The organism is Anaerocaecibacter muris (assembly GCF_943192945.1).
Lineage (GTDB): Bacteria > Bacillota > Clostridia > Christensenellales > Pumilibacteraceae > Anaerocaecibacter > Anaerocaecibacter muris.
Genome location: NZ_CALPCE010000002.1, coordinates 99152 through 117858 on the forward strand (window position 1 = coordinate 99152; position 18707 = coordinate 117858).

Annotated in this window: 20 protein-coding genes, 1 tRNA gene and 1 pseudogene; 8 read left to right on the forward strand and 14 right to left on the reverse strand. The window is 45.5% G+C overall.

Translation table 11 applies throughout. The annotated features are described in order from the left end of the window. Positions 1 to 29: 29 nt before the first annotated feature. Complete coding sequence (locus tag NFR57_RS02020; RefSeq protein ID WP_251182168.1) at positions 30 to 533, forward strand: PaaI family thioesterase; 504 nt, start codon at positions 30 to 32, stop codon at positions 531 to 533. Between the two features lie 82 nt (positions 534 to 615). On the opposite strand, the gene NFR57_RS02025 is transcribed toward NFR57_RS02020, so the two are convergent. Beyond that, a complete protein-coding gene (locus tag NFR57_RS02025; RefSeq protein ID WP_251182169.1) occupies positions 616 to 1143 on the reverse strand; it encodes a ferritin family protein in 528 nt (175 codons plus the stop codon). 277 nt (positions 1144 to 1420) lie between these two features. Between NFR57_RS02025 and NFR57_RS02030 the strand changes: the two genes are divergently transcribed. Both NFR57_RS02030 and abc-f read left to right on the forward strand, forming a co-directional pair. Then, a complete protein-coding gene (locus tag NFR57_RS02030) occupies positions 1421 to 2866 on the forward strand; it encodes an MATE family efflux transporter (protein WP_251182170.1) in 1446 nt (481 codons plus the stop codon). A gap of 17 nt (positions 2867 to 2883) precedes the next feature. Further along, entirely contained in the window at positions 2884 to 4509 is a 1626-nt protein-coding gene (gene abc-f / locus NFR57_RS02035) for a ribosomal protection-like ABC-F family protein (RefSeq protein ID WP_275557165.1), read from the forward strand. A gap of 151 nt (positions 4510 to 4660) precedes the next feature. Here abc-f and NFR57_RS02040 read toward each other — a convergent pair whose 3' ends face one another. The 5 genes from NFR57_RS02040 to NFR57_RS02060 all read right to left on the reverse strand — a co-directional run bounded on the left by NFR57_RS02040 (position 4661) and on the right by NFR57_RS02060 (position 8262). Beyond that, positions 4661 to 5365 (reverse strand): DUF4417 domain-containing protein, encoded by a 705-nt coding sequence (locus tag NFR57_RS02040; RefSeq protein WP_251182171.1) that lies wholly within the window; start codon positions 5363 to 5365, stop codon positions 4661 to 4663. Positions 5366 to 5378: 13 nt separating this feature from the next. Continuing rightward, on the reverse strand, positions 5379 to 5876 hold the full coding sequence (locus NFR57_RS02045) for a CPCC family cysteine-rich protein (protein WP_251182172.1): 498 nt from the start codon (positions 5874 to 5876) through the stop codon (positions 5379 to 5381). 5 nt (positions 5877 to 5881) lie between these two features. After that, positions 5882 to 6220: a hypothetical protein gene (locus tag NFR57_RS02050; RefSeq protein ID WP_251182173.1), complete on the reverse strand. Its 339-nt coding sequence runs from the start codon at positions 6218 to 6220 to the stop codon at positions 5882 to 5884. A 174-nt stretch (positions 6221 to 6394) separates the two neighbouring features. Then, on the reverse strand, positions 6395 to 7903 hold the full coding sequence (locus NFR57_RS02055; protein WP_251182174.1) for a recombinase family protein: 1509 nt from the start codon (positions 7901 to 7903) through the stop codon (positions 6395 to 6397). Continuing rightward, entirely contained in the window at positions 7900 to 8262 is a 363-nt protein-coding gene (locus NFR57_RS02060; protein ID WP_251182175.1) for a helix-turn-helix domain-containing protein, read from the reverse strand. Before NFR57_RS02060 ends, NFR57_RS02055 begins: the two co-directional genes overlap by 4 nt. 785 nt (positions 8263 to 9047) lie before the next feature. Here NFR57_RS02060 and mobV point away from each other — a divergent pair. Next, positions 9048 to 9638 carry a MobV family relaxase gene (gene mobV / locus NFR57_RS08820; RefSeq protein WP_420840763.1) on the forward strand — a complete coding sequence of 197 codons (591 nt, stop codon included), beginning with the start codon at positions 9048 to 9050 and terminating at the stop codon, positions 9636 to 9638. Between the two features lie 331 nt (positions 9639 to 9969). On the opposite strand, the pseudogene NFR57_RS02065 reads toward mobV, so the two are convergent. The 7 genes and pseudogenes from NFR57_RS02065 to NFR57_RS02095 form a co-directional block, all read right to left on the reverse strand. Beyond that, positions 9970 to 11334, reverse strand: a pseudogene (locus NFR57_RS02065) (PDDEXK nuclease domain-containing protein); the annotation flags it as partial. A 38-nt stretch (positions 11335 to 11372) separates the two neighbouring features. Next, positions 11373 to 11621: a hypothetical protein gene (locus NFR57_RS02070; RefSeq protein ID WP_251182177.1), complete on the reverse strand. Its 249-nt coding sequence runs from the start codon at positions 11619 to 11621 to the stop codon at positions 11373 to 11375. Between the two features lie 405 nt (positions 11622 to 12026). Next, complete coding sequence (locus tag NFR57_RS02075; protein WP_251182178.1) at positions 12027 to 12527, reverse strand: hypothetical protein; 501 nt, start codon at positions 12525 to 12527, stop codon at positions 12027 to 12029. Then, the gene (locus NFR57_RS02080; RefSeq protein WP_251182179.1) at positions 12508 to 12855 is read right to left on the reverse strand and encodes a hypothetical protein; all 348 of its coding nucleotides are present in this window, start codon (positions 12853 to 12855) and stop codon (positions 12508 to 12510) included. The genes NFR57_RS02075 and NFR57_RS02080 overlap by 20 nt, the downstream gene beginning before the upstream one ends. Beyond that, positions 12773 to 13672 carry a P-loop NTPase family protein gene (locus NFR57_RS02085; RefSeq protein WP_251182180.1) on the reverse strand — a complete coding sequence of 300 codons (900 nt, stop codon included), beginning with the start codon at positions 13670 to 13672 and terminating at the stop codon, positions 12773 to 12775. Before NFR57_RS02085 ends, NFR57_RS02080 begins: the two co-directional genes overlap by 83 nt. Then, positions 13669 to 13989: a hypothetical protein gene (locus tag NFR57_RS02090; RefSeq protein WP_251182181.1), complete on the reverse strand. Its 321-nt coding sequence runs from the start codon at positions 13987 to 13989 to the stop codon at positions 13669 to 13671. The genes NFR57_RS02085 and NFR57_RS02090 overlap by 4 nt, the downstream gene beginning before the upstream one ends. 38 nt (positions 13990 to 14027) lie before the next feature. Then, positions 14028 to 14288, reverse strand: a complete 261-nt coding sequence (locus NFR57_RS02095) for a hypothetical protein (RefSeq protein WP_251182182.1) — start codon at positions 14286 to 14288, stop codon at positions 14028 to 14030. Between the two features lie 112 nt (positions 14289 to 14400). Here NFR57_RS02095 and NFR57_RS02100 point away from each other — a divergent pair, with 112 nt between their 5' ends. After that, the gene (locus NFR57_RS02100; protein WP_251182183.1) at positions 14401 to 14784 is read left to right on the forward strand and encodes a helix-turn-helix domain-containing protein; all 384 of its coding nucleotides are present in this window, start codon (positions 14401 to 14403) and stop codon (positions 14782 to 14784) included. After that, the gene (locus tag NFR57_RS02105; RefSeq protein ID WP_251182184.1) at positions 14765 to 15253 is read left to right on the forward strand and encodes a hypothetical protein; all 489 of its coding nucleotides are present in this window, start codon (positions 14765 to 14767) and stop codon (positions 15251 to 15253) included. The genes NFR57_RS02100 and NFR57_RS02105 overlap by 20 nt, the downstream gene beginning before the upstream one ends. Positions 15254 to 15425: 172 nt before the next feature. Here the strand turns inward: NFR57_RS02105 and NFR57_RS02110 are convergent. Next, positions 15426 to 15502, reverse strand: a tRNA-Arg gene (locus NFR57_RS02110). Between the two features lie 282 nt (positions 15503 to 15784). Between NFR57_RS02110 and NFR57_RS02115 the strand changes: the two genes are divergently transcribed. Next, the gene (locus NFR57_RS02115; RefSeq protein WP_251182185.1) at positions 15785 to 16462 is read left to right on the forward strand and encodes a response regulator transcription factor; all 678 of its coding nucleotides are present in this window, start codon (positions 15785 to 15787) and stop codon (positions 16460 to 16462) included. Further along, positions 16455 to 18539: a sensor histidine kinase gene (locus tag NFR57_RS02120; RefSeq protein ID WP_251182186.1), complete on the forward strand. Its 2085-nt coding sequence runs from the start codon at positions 16455 to 16457 to the stop codon at positions 18537 to 18539. The genes NFR57_RS02115 and NFR57_RS02120 overlap by 8 nt, the downstream gene beginning before the upstream one ends. The last annotated feature ends 168 nt before the right edge of the window (positions 18540 to 18707 follow it).

An 18707-nucleotide genomic window follows, 5' to 3' on the forward strand; every position in this document is an offset into this window, starting at 1 on the left:
TATATATTACCATTGCGAGAGGAAGAACCATGAAAGTAGTTTCCAAGCAAAACAATTCGCACATGTGCCTTATTTGCGGTATGAACAACTCTGCGGGCGTTCGCGGACAGTTTTACAATATGGAGGACGGCTCCGTCGGCGGACTGTTCACTTTTCGCGAGGAGCACCAAAGCTACCCCGGACGTGTGCACGGAGGTATGCTCGCAACCATGATAGACGAGCTTGCGGGCAGGGTGCTGTGGGTGGATTGCCCGGACAAAATCGCCGTGACTATGGACATCAACGTCAAGTACCGCAAACCCGTGCCGTACAATACGCCGCTTAAAGGTCGCGGCATGTACACCGAGCGGCTGTCGCGCGCGTACAGCGCAAAGTGCTACATAATGGATATGGACAATAATATCCTTGCCGAGGGCATCGCCAAGTATTTGATTTTGCCCGTCGAAAAAGTTTGCGACGCGTCGCTCGACGAGGAACTGGATATTTACGTCAAAGACGACGTCACCGAAATAGATTTCGGGGAAAACCGATAGAAGTATAAGGCATAAAAATATGCAATAGAAAATCGGCGGGGCAATAAGCCGCGCCGATTTTTGTGTTTTGATATTTATAAGATTATTTGCCGAAGTAGCGTTTGAGAAGTCCCGCAAAGCCTGCGCCGTGACGCGCTTCGTCCTTTGCCATTTCGTGCACGGTGTCGTGGATAGCGTCATAGCCGAGCTGTTTGGCTTTTTTGGCGATCATGAGCTTGCCTTCGCATGCGCCCGCTTCCGCCGCCGCGCGGAGTTCGAGGTTTTTCTTGGTCGAGGGGGTAACGACTTCGCCCAAAAGTTCGGCGAACTTCGCGGCGTGTTCCGCTTCTTCCAAAGCGTAACGTTTATACGCTTCGGCTATTTCGGGATAGCCCTCTCTGTCCGCGACTCTCGACATGGCGAGGTACATGCCGACCTCGGTACATTCGCCCATAAAGTTGGCGTGAAGTCCGTCCATGATTTCCTTGTCTTCGACTACGCCGTCGCCCACAACGTGCTCGCAAGCAAATTTGTTGCCGTCCTCTACGGGTACGAACTTTTTGGCGCCGCATACGGGGCAGACGTCCACTCCGTCCTCTACGATTTCGCCGCAAACCGCACATCTTTTCATGTTTGTATTCTCCTTGTTATTGAATTTGGATTTATCTATATATACCACACCGCACGGAACTTGTCAATAATTTTAGAGGGGTGCGTCGTAAATTTCGCGACCGCGCACCTCGGCGGAGCGGCGAGGTTTTTCCGGGCGGGCACGGCATTTTTATCTGTGTTCGGCGCGGAACGTGCGGCGGCGCGCGAGCATATTCAAATTTTGCGGCGAAACGTGCCGAATTGATTTGATTTTTGGCGCGAGTAGTGCTATTATTTATCGTGCGGACGAAATTATCATGTCGGATACAATAAAGAACAAGACCAAGCAGATGGATATGCTGCACGGTCCTATGATGAAGAATATTTTGCTGTTTGCCTTGCCGCTCGCCGCGAGCGGTATTTTACAGCAACTTTTCACGTCCGCGGACATGGCGGTAATTTTTTGGTTCGAGGGCATTGTCGCGCAGAGCGCGGTAAACAGCAACGGCGCGCTCGTCAACCTTTTGATCAACTTGTTTACGGGCATGGCTGTCGGCGCGACCGTCGTTATTGCCGAGTATATAGGGCGCAAGCACACCGACGATATTCACAGCATTGTTTTTACGTCCATGATTATCGCGGTTGTCAGCGGCGTGGTGCTGTTGGGCGTGGGGATAGGCGTCGCCGAACCGTTGCTCAAAGTTATGGACACTCCGTCCGAAGCATTGCCGCTCGCCACGCAATACCTGCGCATTTATTTTGTGGGCATGCCGTTTTTAATGGTGTTCGATTTCGGCGCGGCTATTTTGCGGAGCGTGGGCGACACCAAACGCGCGCTTATAACGCTTTTGATAACGGGTGTGCTCAACGTCGGGCTTAACTTTTTGTTTGTCGCGGCGTGCGACATGAGCGTCGCGGGCGTTGCGCTCGCTACCGTAATTTCCAACATCGTTTGCGCCGTGCTCGTTATCGTGTTTATTATGAAAAACGACATGCTTCGCATGCGGCGCAAGCAGTCCAAATTCCGCCTCGAATACTTGAAACGGATATTCACTATCGGTATTCCCGCGGGGTTGCAGGGCGTTGTGTTTTCCATAGCCAATGTTTGTATCCAGACCGCGGTCAACGGGTTTGGCGAGCAAGCCGTTGCGGGTAGCGGAGACGCGATAAACTTCGAGTATTACGCTTATTATTTCGTCAGCGCGTTTGCGCAAGCGACAGTGACCTTTTTCGGACAGAATTTCGCGGCGGGCGAATACGAACGTTGTAAGCGGATTTTTAAACTGAATATGTTAGCCGCGCTTGTCGTGTCGGGCGTGTTGAGCTTTATTTTCACGATAGGCGGGCGGCTGTTTATACGGATTTACACGAACGACGAGGTTGCGATTAGGTTTGCGCTTATCCGCATGTGGAGCGTGTTGACGGGTTGCGCGCTGTCGGCATTGTACGAGATTGCGGGCGGCGCATTGCGCGGCATGGGACATTCGTTGCTTCCCGCCGTGCTCACCGTACTGGGGTCGTGCATACTGCGCATTATTTGGATTTATACCGTGTTTGCCGCGAATAAGCAGTTTTGGCTGTTGATGATTATATATCCCATTTCGTGGGCGATTACGGGCGCGGCTATGCTTGTCAGTTACTTCGTTATAAGCAGAAAGGCGTTTAAAAAAGCCGCCGAGGATAGCGGCGACGGGCGAGACCCCGATTGTTCGGTGCCCGCTGTGTCGGTTGCGGCAAGCGAAACGGCGAGCGCCGCAGAGTGATTTTTTCGTGATTTATTATGATAAGAGCCAATAAGATCAGCCTTGCGTTCGGGACGGAAACGATTTACGACGACGCGGATTTTACGCTCGGCGACAAGGATAAAACGGGAATAGTAGGCGTGAACGGCGCGGGCAAAACCACGCTGTTTAAAGTCATGCTCGGACAGAAGGAATTAGACGGCGGGTCGCTGGCGTTCGGCTCGGCGCGCGTCGGCTATCTTCCGCAGGAAATAGAGTTCGACGACAGGCAAAAAACGGTTTGGGAGTATTTGTGCGAAGGCAGACCCGTCCGTCGTTTGGAAGCGCGTTTGAACCGAATTTACGATGAGCTGTCCGTTGCCGACGAGCGCGAACAGACGGCGTTGCTCGCCGAAATGTCGAATATTCAGTCGGAACTGGACGGTTACGACGCGTACAACGCCGAGAACGTTTTGCTCGAATTGATATTCGACATGCAAATCGACGACGTGTTGCTGGATATGCGACTGGGCGATCTGTCGGGCGGGCAAAAGTCCAAGGTCGCGTTTGCGCGCGTGCTGTATTCCAACGCGCAGATTTTGTTGCTGGACGAGCCGACCAACCACCTCGACGCGTCAACCAAGGGGTTTGTCACCAAATTCTTAAAGGAATACAACGGCAGCGTGCTTATAATAAGTCACGACGTGGCGTTCCTCGACTCCATTGTGGGCAAGATTTTGTTTGTCAATAAGACCACGCACAGGACGACAGTGTACGACGGAAACTATACGACGTTTAAACGTCGGTACGCGCAGGAACAGCTTTTAAAGGAATTGCGCATAGCGCAACAGGAACAGGAAATTAAAAAGCTGTCCGATTTCGTGCTAAAAGCGAAGCAGGCGAGCCGCACGAACCACAATCTGAAACGCATGGGGCAGGACAGAGAAGTCAAACTTGCAAAGGCGATAGCCGCGCTCGAAAAGCGGGATAAGCTGTATAAGCATGTTAAAATGCGGCTCGAACCCAAACGCGAGAGCGCGAAGATACCGCTCGAAGTCAAAAACTTGTCGTTTAATTACGCCGACCGTCCCAAGCTGTACGACAAGCTGTCGTTTAATCTTGTGGGCAACGAGCGATTTTTGATAGTCGGCGAAAACGGCGTCGGCAAGTCCACTCTGTTAAAATTGATAATGGGCGTGTTGCACCCGACAGGCGGCGAAGTTGTTTTCAATCCCAAAACGGATACGGCGTACTATGCGCAGGAGTTGGAACTACTTGACGAAAATAAGACTGTGTTGGAAAACGTCGAGAGCGCGAGCTATACCGACTTGCAACTGCGCAATGTGTTGGGCAATTTTTTGTTTAACGGCGACGCGGTTTTCAAGCGCGTGGGATTGCTGTCACCGGGGGAGAAAGCGCGCATTGCGCTTTGCAAGTTGTTGATAACAAAGGCAAACTTGCTAATTCTCGACGAGCCGACCAACCACCTCGACCCCGACACGCAAGCGGTAATAGGCGAGAATTTCCGCGACTATACGGGCACGATTTTGGTCGTAAGTCATAATCCCGAATTCGTCGAGCAAATAGGAATTACGCGCATGCTTATTTTACCCGAGGGCAAAATAGTCGATTATTCCAAAGAGTTGCTTTCTTATTACTATATACTCAACACAGACTTTGTGTAAGCGTCGCGCGAGTGGGCGACAATATCATAAAAACGATAAAAATAATTGTTTTTCACCATATGCAATAGAACAGTAACAAACGAAAAAAACCGCTAATAAACAGCGGTTTTCACTTGGTGCACCCAAGCATAAGAATGTCGAACTACTTCGTTTAATCATTGTTTAGGATATACCGTGAATGCTTATCCACTTGGAATTTAGCCTTTTCTTTCCAATCGAGCTTTTCAGTCCATTCGTATTGCGTAGGTAAAAACGATTTTATGTTTCCTTTCATTGTTTTAAACGGCTCGTCATAACAAATGATCGCGCTCGGTTTTATCCGTTTTAACATTTCGTTATATCCCGGCATAAAATCTTCTTCACAGTTTTCGCGGTAGTACGTACAAACGGCAACGATCGAACCTTGCTCTATCCCGTCAAAGCAAAAATCGAAAGTGCGCTCGTCGCCCCACGCAACGGTTGGAATAACGGTCATGCCTTGTCTTTGCCAAAACGCGCCGCACCAACGGTTTTTAAACACGCTCTCTATCTGTAACGCAAGCGGCATATCGGTAAACAGGCTGAAGTCGGGCGTTAATAGAGCATAGTATTGTTTTAGCTTTTCTATCTCGTCATCGGGCTTGTCGTACACCTTATCGAATTTCCAATCGTGCATAAAAAAATGCACTGTTTTGTGTGCATTCTCGTTGTCGTTCATTTTTGATTTTGTATAGTCAAGAAACTTGATTTTGTTTAAGTCTATCTGCTGCTTGCGCACAAGCGGTATATCGTACTTGCCTACTCCGCGATATTCGTTGCGCACTAATAATCTTTTGTGCTTGGCTTTTTGTATTTCATATTCGGTTAATTCTTTCATATTATAAATCCTTTTAATCTTCGGGCGGAAAGTCGTAATCGTGTTCGCCGCCGCAGTACATAAAGCACGGGTGAACAACCTCGTCCCATATATCTTTTAGCAGTCGTCCGTTTATATTTGCTTTGTCCCGAAATTCATTGATTGTTGTAAACCCTTGTTCATTATCTTTACTCGAAAAAACAACGCCGCCATTTCTACGAAAAACTTCATAAACTTTTCCATTATGCCAAAACAACATTTCCGCATAAAAATTTAATCCGTTAATAAAGTCTTCAAGCGTAGCCTTGAATTTTTGTCCCGCTTTATACTGTTCTCTCGCTCGCGATAGCGGTACAAGCAACGGATAGCTTATACCGTAGCATTCCTCATAAAATTCACTATCACTGTTGCTTTTCCAACCGCAATGCGGACACTTATCCGTATTGCCGTAATCGTCCGAAAATGTAAGATTGCCGCACACTTCACATTTAGTTGCATTGTTATATTCGTTTGGATTATATTTCTTTTCCATATTGCTCACTCCTCGCTCGGATAATTTATGTAGTCCGGTCCCGCCGGATCAGGCTCCTCATCTCGTTCAAGTCGAATGCGAATTTGTCCGTGTTTATCAACATATTCGCCTTTGTTGTGCCATCTATGATCGTGCGGAAACTCATGATTATTGTGCGCGTCTTGATGGTCAAAATCTCTGTTACGTACAGCTAATCCATTTGCATCGAACCAACGGCTTTGAACTTTAACTCCATTAACATACAAATCATATCGCGAATTTATATGTGAAGATACTATAGGCAAATCGCCTCTACGTCCATTCACTATTACTATTCCACCGCTCGGTATTCCTCCTGCGCCCATTATACCATTCCTCCTTTTGCTTTGTCAATGTGTTGTCTGTTTGTCCCCATATGTCCCTCCTTTTTAGGCAACAAAAAACGGAAGCCGTAAAAGATTCCGTTTCGTAAGAGTGTACTTTTTCTCTCGATTACAGTATAACACACCTTGTCAAGACCATGAAATCATAACTAAATTTTAACTTAAAACAAAAATGGCTACCAATTTAACGGTAGCCACTTTGCTTGGTGCACCAAGTGATTTAATATCCGAATTTTTAGTAGCTTCAATCTCTGAAAAGAATACCGTTTGCGTTCCGTCCTTGAAGTTAAAAGTGATGTCAAATCTATCGTCATACAGATAAATTGAGTTCACAAAGCCGTCTATAAGCCGCCGTTTTCCTTCTATCGTGGTAATATCAAGTTTCCTGAACTTCTCTATACCAAACCGTATTTGTTCTTTCGTAAGGAAGGGCTTTTTTATTTTCTCTTGCAAAAGCGTGATTTCAATCTCTTTCTTTTTGCTTTCAAGTTGGGCAAGTCTGTCTTTCGTCGTGTCCGTGATTATGCCTTGCTCGATAGCGTTCATAAGATTTTCTATGCGCTTTTCAGTATCGGCAAGCTGTTCTTTCAAACGTGGTATTCTCGGATTTTCTTCGCCTTGCAATACGAAAATTCTCTCGGTAAGATATTCTACTAACTTGTCATCGTGGAGTATTTTCATTGCCTTTTCAACGACTAAATCTTCTATCCAATCTTTCCGCACGGACTTCTTGTCGCAAATATGTACTTTCTTTGTATTAGCACATTTGTAGTAACGGTAAACTCTCGACGTTCCCATACCGCTCTCGCCAACCATATGAGTGCCGCATTTTCCACAGAAAAGTTTTAGGGTAAGCAAATAATCATCCTCGGCTTTGTGCCTTGCAGGTGCTTTCTTGTTTTTGGCTAAACGCTGTTGAACACGCTCGAATAAATCTTCCGATACAAGCGGTGGTATGATATTCGGTATTGTTACATCACGGAATTTATATTCGCCTAAATAGCGACGGTTAGAGAGCATACGCTGAACGCCCGTTCCGTTTATCTTGCCGCCACGATAAGAGCGGATATTTCTCTTGTACAAGTAGTCAACGATATATTTTATGGTGCGCCCGTCGGCGTACATTGTAAATATCTCTTGAAGAATAGGAGCAAAAGTTTCGTGCGGTTCAAACTTTCTGTCTGCATTAACTTTATAACCGAAAGTAATCTGTCCGCCGTTGCTGATACCTTTTAATACGTTTTCAGTCATACCACGCACAACCTTTTCGGCAAGCTCGGCGGAGTAGTATTCCGCCATACCTTCCAAAACCGATTCAAGCAAAATGCCTTCCGAGCCTTCGGCAATAGCTTCCTTCGCAGAAACAACCTTGACGCCGTTTTTGCGGAGTAATGCTTTGTAGTGTGCGCTGTCGTAACGGTTACGGGAAAAACGGTCTAACTTCCAGACGATAATGCAATCGAAAGCGTGTTTATAGCTGTCCTTAATCATTTGTTGAAATTCGGGGCGGTTGTCCGATTTAGCGGAAAGCGCACGGTCTATATACGACCTTATAACGTCAATTCCTGCGTGTTCGGCAAATTCCATACACTCACGAAGCTGACCTTCGATACTTGCTTCCGTTTGGTTGTCTGAACTATACCTTGCGTAAATGACTGCTCTCATTTCTGTTGTTCCTTTAACATATTAAGTAGAGTTTCTTTAAGCCTTGCGTTTGCAGGGGAAGAAGGGTCAAAACACATTTCAACGAACGCTTGCATCTGCTCGTTGTCTTGCCAAACTTTCGGTTGAAAATCGTATAACTTTCCTTGTGGACTATCACAGCGACCGTAAATATAGTCAAGCGATACGTCGAAGTAATCGGCATACCATAAGAGAATATCGCTCGGCACTTCCGATTGACTGTTCTCATAGCGGTTGACAGCGGACTGTACCATATTGCCGTTTGCCTTTGCCAACTTTGCTTGCGATACTTTTGTATTCTCTCGCAAAGCCTTTAAGCGTTGTCCTATAACTTTATTCATTAAACCACCTCAAAAAAGAGTATAACACATTAAAAAGATTATGTCAATGCTTTATCTGGGTTAAAAAATCCTTTCGACAAAACTTCCCAAAAATCGCAAACAAATGTTTTGAATATATATTGACAGTACATATTTTATTGTGATATAATGCAAAGTGCGAACGGCAAGTTCGTATGTTTTGTTATACGCGATTTAGGCGTATGAGAGCGGTTAAGACCGCTATTTAGGAAGAACGGAGAAAGTAACGGAAAAGAGTTCTTCCGCCCCGAGCCGTCGAAAGACGAGCGACGACAGGGTTTTGTTGTTGTACAATCTGTACGGCAACGAGTGACGAAGTGCGTCCGGAGTTACCCTATAAGTTTTTGAAGGGTAGCGTTGATGGTTTATTTTGTTGTACAAATTTTTAGGTAACGACAGTTCATAAAATTCATTAGAATGGCTAACCACCATAGAGCAAATAATCATTGCTAAATACGGTTAGAAGTCGGTGATTACGTTGAAAGTATCAGCGGCTTTTTTATGCCTGTTTTCGCTATCTGCCACTCTTTTCGTGGACGAGATAAATATAATTCGGAGGTAAAACACAATGCAAATCAGACCGCCATAATCGGCAAGCAAACGGAAAGCAACTGCGGAGCAAAAGACTTATAGCCGAGCATAAGTGTAGCTCACTACACTTATTCCGCTTCGCTGCATAAGTTCCGTTCGCCCTGCGGGGCTTTCGACCACACGGCAAATCAACTATTTTACAGGAGGAAACAATTATAAGTTATATAGTGTGTCATATGGAAAAATACAAACGACAAGACGTATCGCCCGTTGAGAAAGAGAACGAGCGAGATGAAAACTATCAAGGCTCTAATCTGCAAATAGACAGCGAAAGAACAAACCGCAACTATCACTTGATACACCCGCAAGGTAAGTACATAGAGATGATAAACAAGCGGCTTGCCGCTCTAACACTCAAACGCAAAATCCGTTCGGATGCAATTCTTATGAACTCGTTTGTTATCGGCTCGGACGGAGAGTTTTTCAAAGGTATGCGAGCTTGGGAACAGCGTGCTTTCTTTGAAGATTGTACACGGTTTTTCATAGACAAATACGGCTATGAAAATATGCTTTCGGCAGTCGTCCACGTGGACGAAACAACACCGCACCTGCACTTGAACTTCGTGCCTATCAACGACGGGCGGTTGAGCAGTAAAAGCCTTTTCGACAGACAGAAACTTGCGGAATTGCAAACCGAGCTATGGGAACAAGTCGGCAAGAAATACGGATTGCAACGTGGTAAGGAAAACAGTCAGGCAACCAAGACAACAACGTATATTCTTCAACGACGTTATCCCGTTTTTCAATCGCGGCATTTAGCTTTGTAAGACAATCGTCGTATGTCTTTGCATACACAGAACATTGTTTACCGTTCCGCATATACCGCCCCTCGAAACGTTTGTCTTTGCGTTGTATTATACAGCCCTCGTTCGCCTCCGCTTTTACTTTTGTTTTTACGGGCTTTCTGCGGTGCATTTCTATGTCCGTACGGACAATTAAATGCGGGTTGACTACATACCGTTTCATTAGTCTTTTGCATGTTATGCAGAAGTACATCAGCATGTCGTGGCTGTTGAATGTGCCCATGAACTCCATGGGGATATGTCGGGTGTAGAACACCGTTTCGCCCTTTTCCATGTAACCGAGCATTTTGCTCGTGTATTTAGCCATAGCTTTTACGTCGGATTTCAACGCTTCGGAAATATCCTCGTATTTGTTTATGCCAAACTTTTCGCGTATTTCCGTATTCTCTATATACTTTTCCATGCACCCGCGCTTGGTGCTGTATCGTTCCACTTCTACAAGCTCGCCGACGTGTTTGCCGTCGGGGATATAAAAGAAACCGTGGAAGTGCAGTCGTCCGTTATCTTCGCCGTGCTCGAATACGCCCATTATTCGCCACTGATTGCGTACCGATTTGTTTCGGAAATAATTTAACAGTACACGCCTAAACGTCTGCTCGTCGCCGAACAGCTTTTCGTCGTATGTTATTGTCCACCACGCCGTCCAACGGACTTGGTCTTTTTTTCTGTAAAACCGCTTTTTGCGCATGGAATACGCCGCGGATTTATTGTAGAGCTTTCGGGCTATAAACTCGTGGCAGGTTTCTTTTTCCGTTTTATCGTCATAGTCGTAAATGTCGTAAAATTGCTGTACAAGCTCGTTTTCTATGCGCATGCGTATAATTTCTACTTCGCTATTCTTTTTGTTCTTTTCGTCGTACTGCGCTTTTACTACAATCGCTTCGCTTTTCTCCGAACATAAAATAATGCCGAGCGTCGGGTTATCGTCTTCGTTCTTATAGAGCGAATCAAACATACGAATATAGCTATCCATTTGTCCGATATCTTGGTGCGTAAGTTTTCCTATTTTCAAATCTATCAAAACGTGGCACTTCAAAATGCTGTTGTAGAAAACGAGGTCTATATAAAAATCTTCGTCGTCATATCGCATACGTTTTTGACGTGCAACAAAACAAAATCCTTTGCCTAATTCCAACAAAAAATTTTGCAGATTATCTATGAGCGCTTGTTCTATTTCCGATTCCCGTAAAGAGGGATACTCGTTCAAGCCCAAAAATTCAAGCACATACGGATCTTTAATGAATTCGGTCGTCGGCAAGTTTTTTAATTTTTCGCTTGCTTCAATTTCCACGGGAGTCTTATCACGGCTTGCCAAAAGTCTGTCATAATATAGCGTAGAAATTTGCCTATCGAGCTGACGCACCGACCACGATTGCGAAACGGCTTCTTGAATATACCAATTCCGTGCCGCTTCGTTCTCGACACGTAAAACGGTACGGTAGTGCGACCATGTCAATTCGGTACACACTGTGTTCCAAATCGGAAAAGCAAGATAAAACGCGCGCATATTGCGCAAATTGCGTTCGTCAAAACCTTTACCGAAATCTTCGGTAAGTTTTCTCGAAAGTTCGGAAATAAGTTGAGTTCCGTAATCGGCTCTGTCCGCGCCGCCTTGACGATCCACAATGCTTTTACCTATTTGCCAATACGCCGCTACCATTGCGGAATTTGCCGCACGATAGGTTTGATTTCTCGCTTTTACAAGGATTTCGGTATCCGAGCGCGACCCCACGAACAGGTTTTTACGTGTTCGGGGTCTTGCTTTTTCTTTGCGCTCCTATCTTCACTAATGAAGTCTAAATTTTCCATATAGGCTTCCTCGCGCGCTATATAGTCGGATTTGGTTATGCGCAACGGCGGCAGGGTTCTGTATACCGACGGGAATGATTTATTTATGTACGGATCGGTTTCAAGCACCAACCCGTCGGGGATATTTTGGTTTTGCATGTTCGTTTTCACTCCTATATGGTTTTAGCGTTGTTTACATTCCGAAATAGTGGATTAGATAAACCGTCAACAATGATACTCCGACATCTGCGGTAAGGCGGATTATCCACTTTAATAGCTCGCGCATATTACTTACTCCTTTTTAATTTAACACCGTTGATTAGCCATGTTATTGAACGGCGCCGTTGCACTCCGATTATTGACCAGCTCGTTGACTCCGGTCATTAACCGCACGGATTGACACCGTTTTTTAACTTCGATTTTTCGCTTGACTTTTAATAAGCAATGTTATATACTTGATTACAAGGTAGCGCGCTTATCGAGTAATCGGTAATTCGTAAGAGATAATATTTATCGCCTTACCAGCGCAGGGAAGTGATTTATTCGCTTCGGAAGTGACTTCGGTCACTTCTTTTTTTTGCGACGATTTGGTTTCTTTACACCAGTATGTATTAAGGTATGATCTCTGTCACGATTGCTTAAAGTAAACCGTTCTTGTTGTTCGGGGAACACGTCTTTGTCCTCTATACGCAACGGTTTTCCCGACATACGGTTTTTGTCAAAACGTTCATAGTCAACGCCTGTACGATTGGGCAAGCCGTATCGCTCGTGATTTATTTCGACTAATGCGGTATCGGCATTTTTACCGTCATTATCTAACTTCTTTATTATTTTGAGCTTGGATACAGTTACGCCTCTCTCTGTATCGCGTACCACAACATAATCGCGTTGCTTTTTCGGCTCTCTATCTATGTACTTCGTTTCGCCGCGATAAACCTTGCCGACGTTATTCTGTTTCTGCTCTTTTTTCTTTGCCGCACTTATGGCATAGCTTTTCCGTATAGCGCGCTTTTGCAATTCCGACGTGCATTTGCGCCGCGGGCGATTATTGTCCTTTTTGCTCATCTGTCTTACCGTCCTTATTTTGCAATTTGGCTTGCAAGAATTGTTGTTGACGTTCCGCTAAAAGCACGGGCAGTTGCTCTCTAAACCATTTTTGGTAATCCTTGTCCGTTTTGCCTATTTTCCTGTACTGGGCTTTCTGCGACTTATATAATTCCTTATAAACCTTGTCTATATATTTTTGCGGTATGTAGTCGGCGGTGTCCAATGTAAGGGAATAAGACTGAAAAAACCGCGCGTGAAGCTCGTCAAGCAAGTCGTTTTTGTTGTAGTTTATTTTGTCGTTGGGGTTTATCCCCGACAGCTTGTCCCGCTTTTTTCTGAATAGCATTTTTGTCGCTCTCCTTTATGTAAAAATTGTTTGGTAGTTCGTCGTCGAACTCTCGGAGGAATTTGACGTAACCGTCAAAACTATCTTCCGTCGGTTCGGCTTGTTGGTAGTCTATATCGTCTTTGAAATGTCCTGCGTAAAATTTGGGCTTGCACGCACGGCTGTCGTAACACCTAAACACGTTATAGTTAGCTGTGACGATTTCTTCCGTATAGCATGATTTGTCTTGCTTGCCGCTTGCCATGTATTTATCGAATAACTGGCTGTTGGGAATACGGCGTATTGTCCATTGCAAGCGGCACGGTTGTCCTAATAGGTCATACTCTATATCCAGTTTTAAAATTTCAATGAACTGCGCAAGCTCTCGGATATTCACGTCTATTAACATAGGACGTTGGGTGTCGAGGAATATATCCAAATTATTGTGTCCGTGTTGCTCGTACCAACGCGATTGCCAATCGGGAAAAAGCCTGCTCATGCGGCTGTTAAGATACTTTTGCGCTTCGGTTATGAATATAGCTTCATGGGGGATATTGAAATGCGTTTTGACAAGGGCATTAGCAAAGCCGAGGCGGTACGGATTTATCCGACGACTTCGGCGTGTGCGGTACCCGAACTTGCGCAGGGCTATGTCGTAGTTAGCTGATACGCAATGCTCGGGTATTGTCTTTATTCCAGTAAAGCCCGACGCAATCTTTTGCCGCAATTCGTCTTGCATGGCTTTATTGCGCAATCGGTCAAAGGCGTACTGATTTGCTAAATGCGTCATGAAGCACGTTTTGCCTGTACGCGGCGGGGCGAATATTATGGTTATCATGCGGCTTTTTCCGCCTTGCGTTCTTTTATTTTATTTACAAGCGCGGCTATGCCTTTAAACGGTAGACATATTAGCCACCATAAGCCCTTAAACAGCCATGCAAAGGCTTTTAATAACACTTTTAGGCACAGAAATATTGTCGGCGCAAACATTATACATAAAATTAAAAGTACAACTCCGACAATAACAATAACAACCCAATGCCAGTTATCCGCGAACCAATTACCGATAGTCTTGAAAAAGTCTTTAATCATTTCCCAAAGTCCTATGCCTTGGGGATTTACAGGATCGCGACTGCCTGTTTGCTTATTATCCACAACGCCGAGGTTATACATTATCCCATCAGTTTCAAATTTTAGCCGCAGTATCGTTGCAAGTATTTGTAACGATTGAAATATTCGTATTTCAATTCGTCAAGCATTACGTCGATTTCGTCGGGTGTATTGCATTCTTCACCCACGACCTCGATAAAGTCGCAAACGGTTTTTTGCGCGTACCGACATAGTTCTGATAAACCCTGTGCGTGTTGCGTATCGTACCAATCGGCAGATACTCCCAATTCCCGTGCGGTATTAGACATTAAGTCCAATATCCTTTGTTTGTCTTTGTTTTCCATGTTTTCACCTCTAAAAATATTTGTATCTTAATATATTAAGATACAAATAAAGTATAATCTTAAATAATTAAAATGTCAAGACATTTTCTTAATTTTTTAATATAATTATAAAATGAGTAATATAAGTGAAAAAATAAAAGACTTACGTCTTGAACAAGGATTAACCCAACCACAATTAGCAAAAGCGATAGGGGTAAGTAACGGAACGATATCTTTTTGGGAAAACGGATTGAACACGCCAAATAGTAATTATATAATAAAATTAGCAAAGGTGCTTCAAACTACAACCGAATATCTATTAAGTGCAGATAATATTGCTAATACTATAACAAATCAACAAATAAAACAATTATCACAAGACGAAATAATTTTAATAGAAGCATATCGCAATATGTCACAAGGCAAGAAACAAGCACTTTTTTCTATGTTAGACATAAACCCCCATTTCACAGAATTACCCGCACAAGGAAAAAACAATGATAATTCAAGGAAATAATCCATACGACGGTAGACCTGTATTTATTCTAATCACATGTATTGTTATTGCCGTTGTTTCTCTAATTGTCCTTACCGTAAAAATATGCAAACGCAAAAAGAAACGTAGTACGGGTACAATTACTTTTTTTTCAATTATTCTTGCATGCTGTATCGGCGGTATTATTTTTATAGGCGTTGGAAGAAAAGCAAAGAATAACGATATTTATATTGATTTAGACCAAAAAATATCACTCAATATGGACTTTAATGTTCACTCGTACGAAAATATCAACGATTTGGAAGTAACATTTGTATTCAGAAATAAAGACGGTGCTATAATATCAACGAAAGTAAAAACGATTGGCGATGTCAAAAGAAACAAAAATTATGTCGTTACAATAAAATTCACTGAATTCACTATAACCGAAATAATGAAAATTGAACGCATTTCAGCTTATGTATCCGACGGAAGAACATCATACATATAGAATTAAATTTTAATTGTAGTGTCAAAATTAGTGTCAAAGTCAAAAAACGCCCGAAAATGCAAAAACGACGTTTGACCACTCGGCATAAAAATCATGCCCGGATATTGAATACCCGTTGCCCACAAAGGCACGAAAAAACGACCGCTGTAACCCTACAACGGTCGTTTTTGCTTGGTGCACCCAAAGAGACTCGAACTCCCAACCTTCTGGTCCGTAGCCAGACGCTCTATCCAATTGCGCTATGAGTGCTTACGTTGATTATTATACCGCTTGTTGTGGGCTTTGTCAAGCATTACGACGCGGTTATTTTGCAAAATTCGGAGGCGCGCTATCCGTTTTCGGCACGGCGTTGTTAATAATCAAAATAAATACGCAATGGGCGCGGAAAAAGTTTTAAGCGACGAGATGTTAATAAAATTACGCCGAATTATGAGTTTACGTTTATTCTTGACAAATCTTGACCTTTGCGGCGGGGTGGGGAGCGCACATTGATATTGATTGTTTGGCGCGGATATGGTATACTATATTATTATGAAATGCGTAGAGTACAAAAAAATATTGATAGTGGAGGACTGCGACGATCAACGCGTTGCGCTCGAAAAGTATTTTTCCGCTAAAAATACGGTTACCGCGTGCGCGACGGTTGCGGCGGCGACTGCGGCGTTGTACGATTCGCGGTTCGATATTATTTTGCTCGATTTAATTCTGCCCGACGGGAGCGGTTTGAGTATTCTCGATCGCGCGGAAAAGACGCCCGTCGTTATATTTTCCGATCTCGGCTCGGACAGCAATCTTTTGGACGGGTTTGCGGCGGGTGCGGTCGATTACGTTGTCAAGCCCGCGTCGTTCGAGTTGATAGAAGCGCGCATGGCATTGCGGCTTTTGCCCGAATCGTGTTCCAAAATAAGCGCGCACGGGCTTGTTCTCGACATCAGTCGGCGCACCGCCGCATACCGCGGCACGGCGTTGGATCTCACATCGAGCGAATTTAATATACTGACGTTTCTCATGCAGAACGCGGGCAATTTTTACACGGCTGTCGAAATTTACGAGCAGGTGTGGAAGATGCCGCACCTCAACACCACGACCATCAAGGCGCACTTGTCCAATCTTCGCAAAAAGATGTTTTCGGCATCCAAGCGTTGCGCCGATTTGATAGTGACCGAGTTCGGCAAGGGCTACTCGTTCACGGGCGGCGGCAATGAGTAGTTTTGTCCGCAAAATAATTTCCGTTGCGGCGTGCGCTGTCCTCGCCGCGATTTTTGTCGTCGTCATGACGTTCGCCGCGCCGACCGTCGCCGTCGCGCCCGAAACATACGGAGAAATAACTTATTACGACGTTACCCATACGCCCGACGGCGAAAGTATTTCCGATCTTACCACGGCGGTGATAGGCGAGGACGTGACCGCTACGCGAATAGCCGATTACGTCGCGCTCAACAAAATAACAAAGGTTAATTATGTTGCGGATAAGTTTGTGCATCCCGGATCGTTCGGCGCGGACGTTCGTATTGTGGACCTGACAAAGCCGTTCGAGTTTGCCGAGCGCGGAACGCTTATTTTCGTTATAATGAACCTCGACCCGTGGCACGAGGATTTTGACAAGCAGGTCGCCGCGCTCTCGCAGTTCCGCATAGGCGACTACTTGCACTTTTCGCTGTCGTTGCCCATGGTGTTTTCCGCGGCTAACGTTTACGACGGGGCAAACCTCGTCGCGCGGCACGGCGAAATAGCCGATTACGATTTTATCGAATTTACCACCGCTTACGACAAGCGCACCGAGAAGTTTTCCGCAGAGGCGAGCGCGACGACTATCGACTTAACTTTTTACACCCGCCGACAGGCAATGAACGTGTACAGAGTGGTGACCGTGCATTATCAGTCGTCGGGTACGGCGTATTCGGGCATACGCGACGTGCCGTATATCGGTACGGAAAGCGCGGTCGCGGGTCTGCACGAAAACTCGCAAAACCTGCTTATTATATTCGCTATACTTGCTGTCGTCGCGCTGGGCGTGCTTATTGTGCTGTCGCTGTTAAAGCGAACGCGCGAGTTTGTTTCGGCGATTGTTTGGATAGCGGGAATATCAGTCATGCTGTTGGCGCGGTTCGTGCTTCGGCAAACGACGACGCTGCCTATTTTGTGGTCGGCGATCGCCGTCGCCGCGCCGTTTGCCGCGATAGGCGGCGCGCTGTTGGCGTTGGGCGTGCGGGTCAAAAAAGTGCGCGTCGATTATGTATGCGCCGCGCTTGCTTTTTCGGGTGTGTTGCTCGCGTTCGTCTGTCCGTTCGCGCCGTTCATTGCGGCGCGCAATATGCAAATCGTTTGCACCGTCATAAAGTCGGTGTGCGTCGTCGCGCTGTGGGCGTTCGTGGTCTTGGCGACAATGAAAAAATCCACCGCAGACAACTATCTGAAAACCTGTTGCGTCGCTCTGATTGCCGTCGCCGCTACCGCGTCGCTGTTCTTGCCGAACGTATATCCCGTTATTTACAATTCCGTGTTTTGGCTGTGTGCGGCGATTACAATCATGACGTTTGTCGGTGTTTTTATAGTGTTCAACGAAACCGAAAAAGCCAATTCGTACCTAACGAAAAACTTGCATTTGGAAGTCGAGCGGCAGACCGAAGATATTAAAGCCATGGTTGCCGAACGCGACAACCTTTTGCGCTTTGTGTCGCACGATATGAAAAAGCCGCTGTCCAATTCCGTCGCGCTGATAGGCACGCTTATCGACAGGGAAAAGGACGGCGAGCAGGTCAAGGCTTTGAGCATTGTCAAGCAGAACACCGCGCGCGTCATAACCAACCTGTCCGAAATAGGCGATTACGCGCGGTTCAATTACATTGCCGAACCGTCGCGCGTCGCCGACCTGCGCGACATTTGCGCCGAGCTGTACGCGTTTCATAAACCCGATTGCGAGGCTAACGGCGTGGTGCTCAAAAACACGGTCGATAAGCATTGCAAGGCGTTTGTCAAAAGACAGGGGTTGTCCAACGCCGTGTCCAATATAATAATCAACGCTTTGGAACACGCGGAGTGTAAAACGATAACGCTGTCGGTGCGCGCGGAAAGGACGCGCGTCGTGCTGTGCGTGACCGACGACGGGCGCGGCATAGATACTTCTTCCGACCTGTTCAAACCATATTCGTCCGATAACAAACCCGACACGGGCGGCGTCGGGCTGTATATATGCAAAAACATAGTGCAGTCTATGAACGGCGAATTGACCTATTCGAGCGAGTGCGGTAACACCGTGTTCAGCATGTCGCTGTTAAAAGCGTAAAACCCTTATATAATATAGATAAAAATTTTTACCGATTTCTCTTGACTTGCCCGCCGATTTGAACTATCATAAGAGTGATAACGGGCTATGTCGTGTTTGCAGAAAAAGGAGCGGATATGTTAACGAGCGGTCGGCGAATAGGCAGACTATTAACACCGTTACCGACGC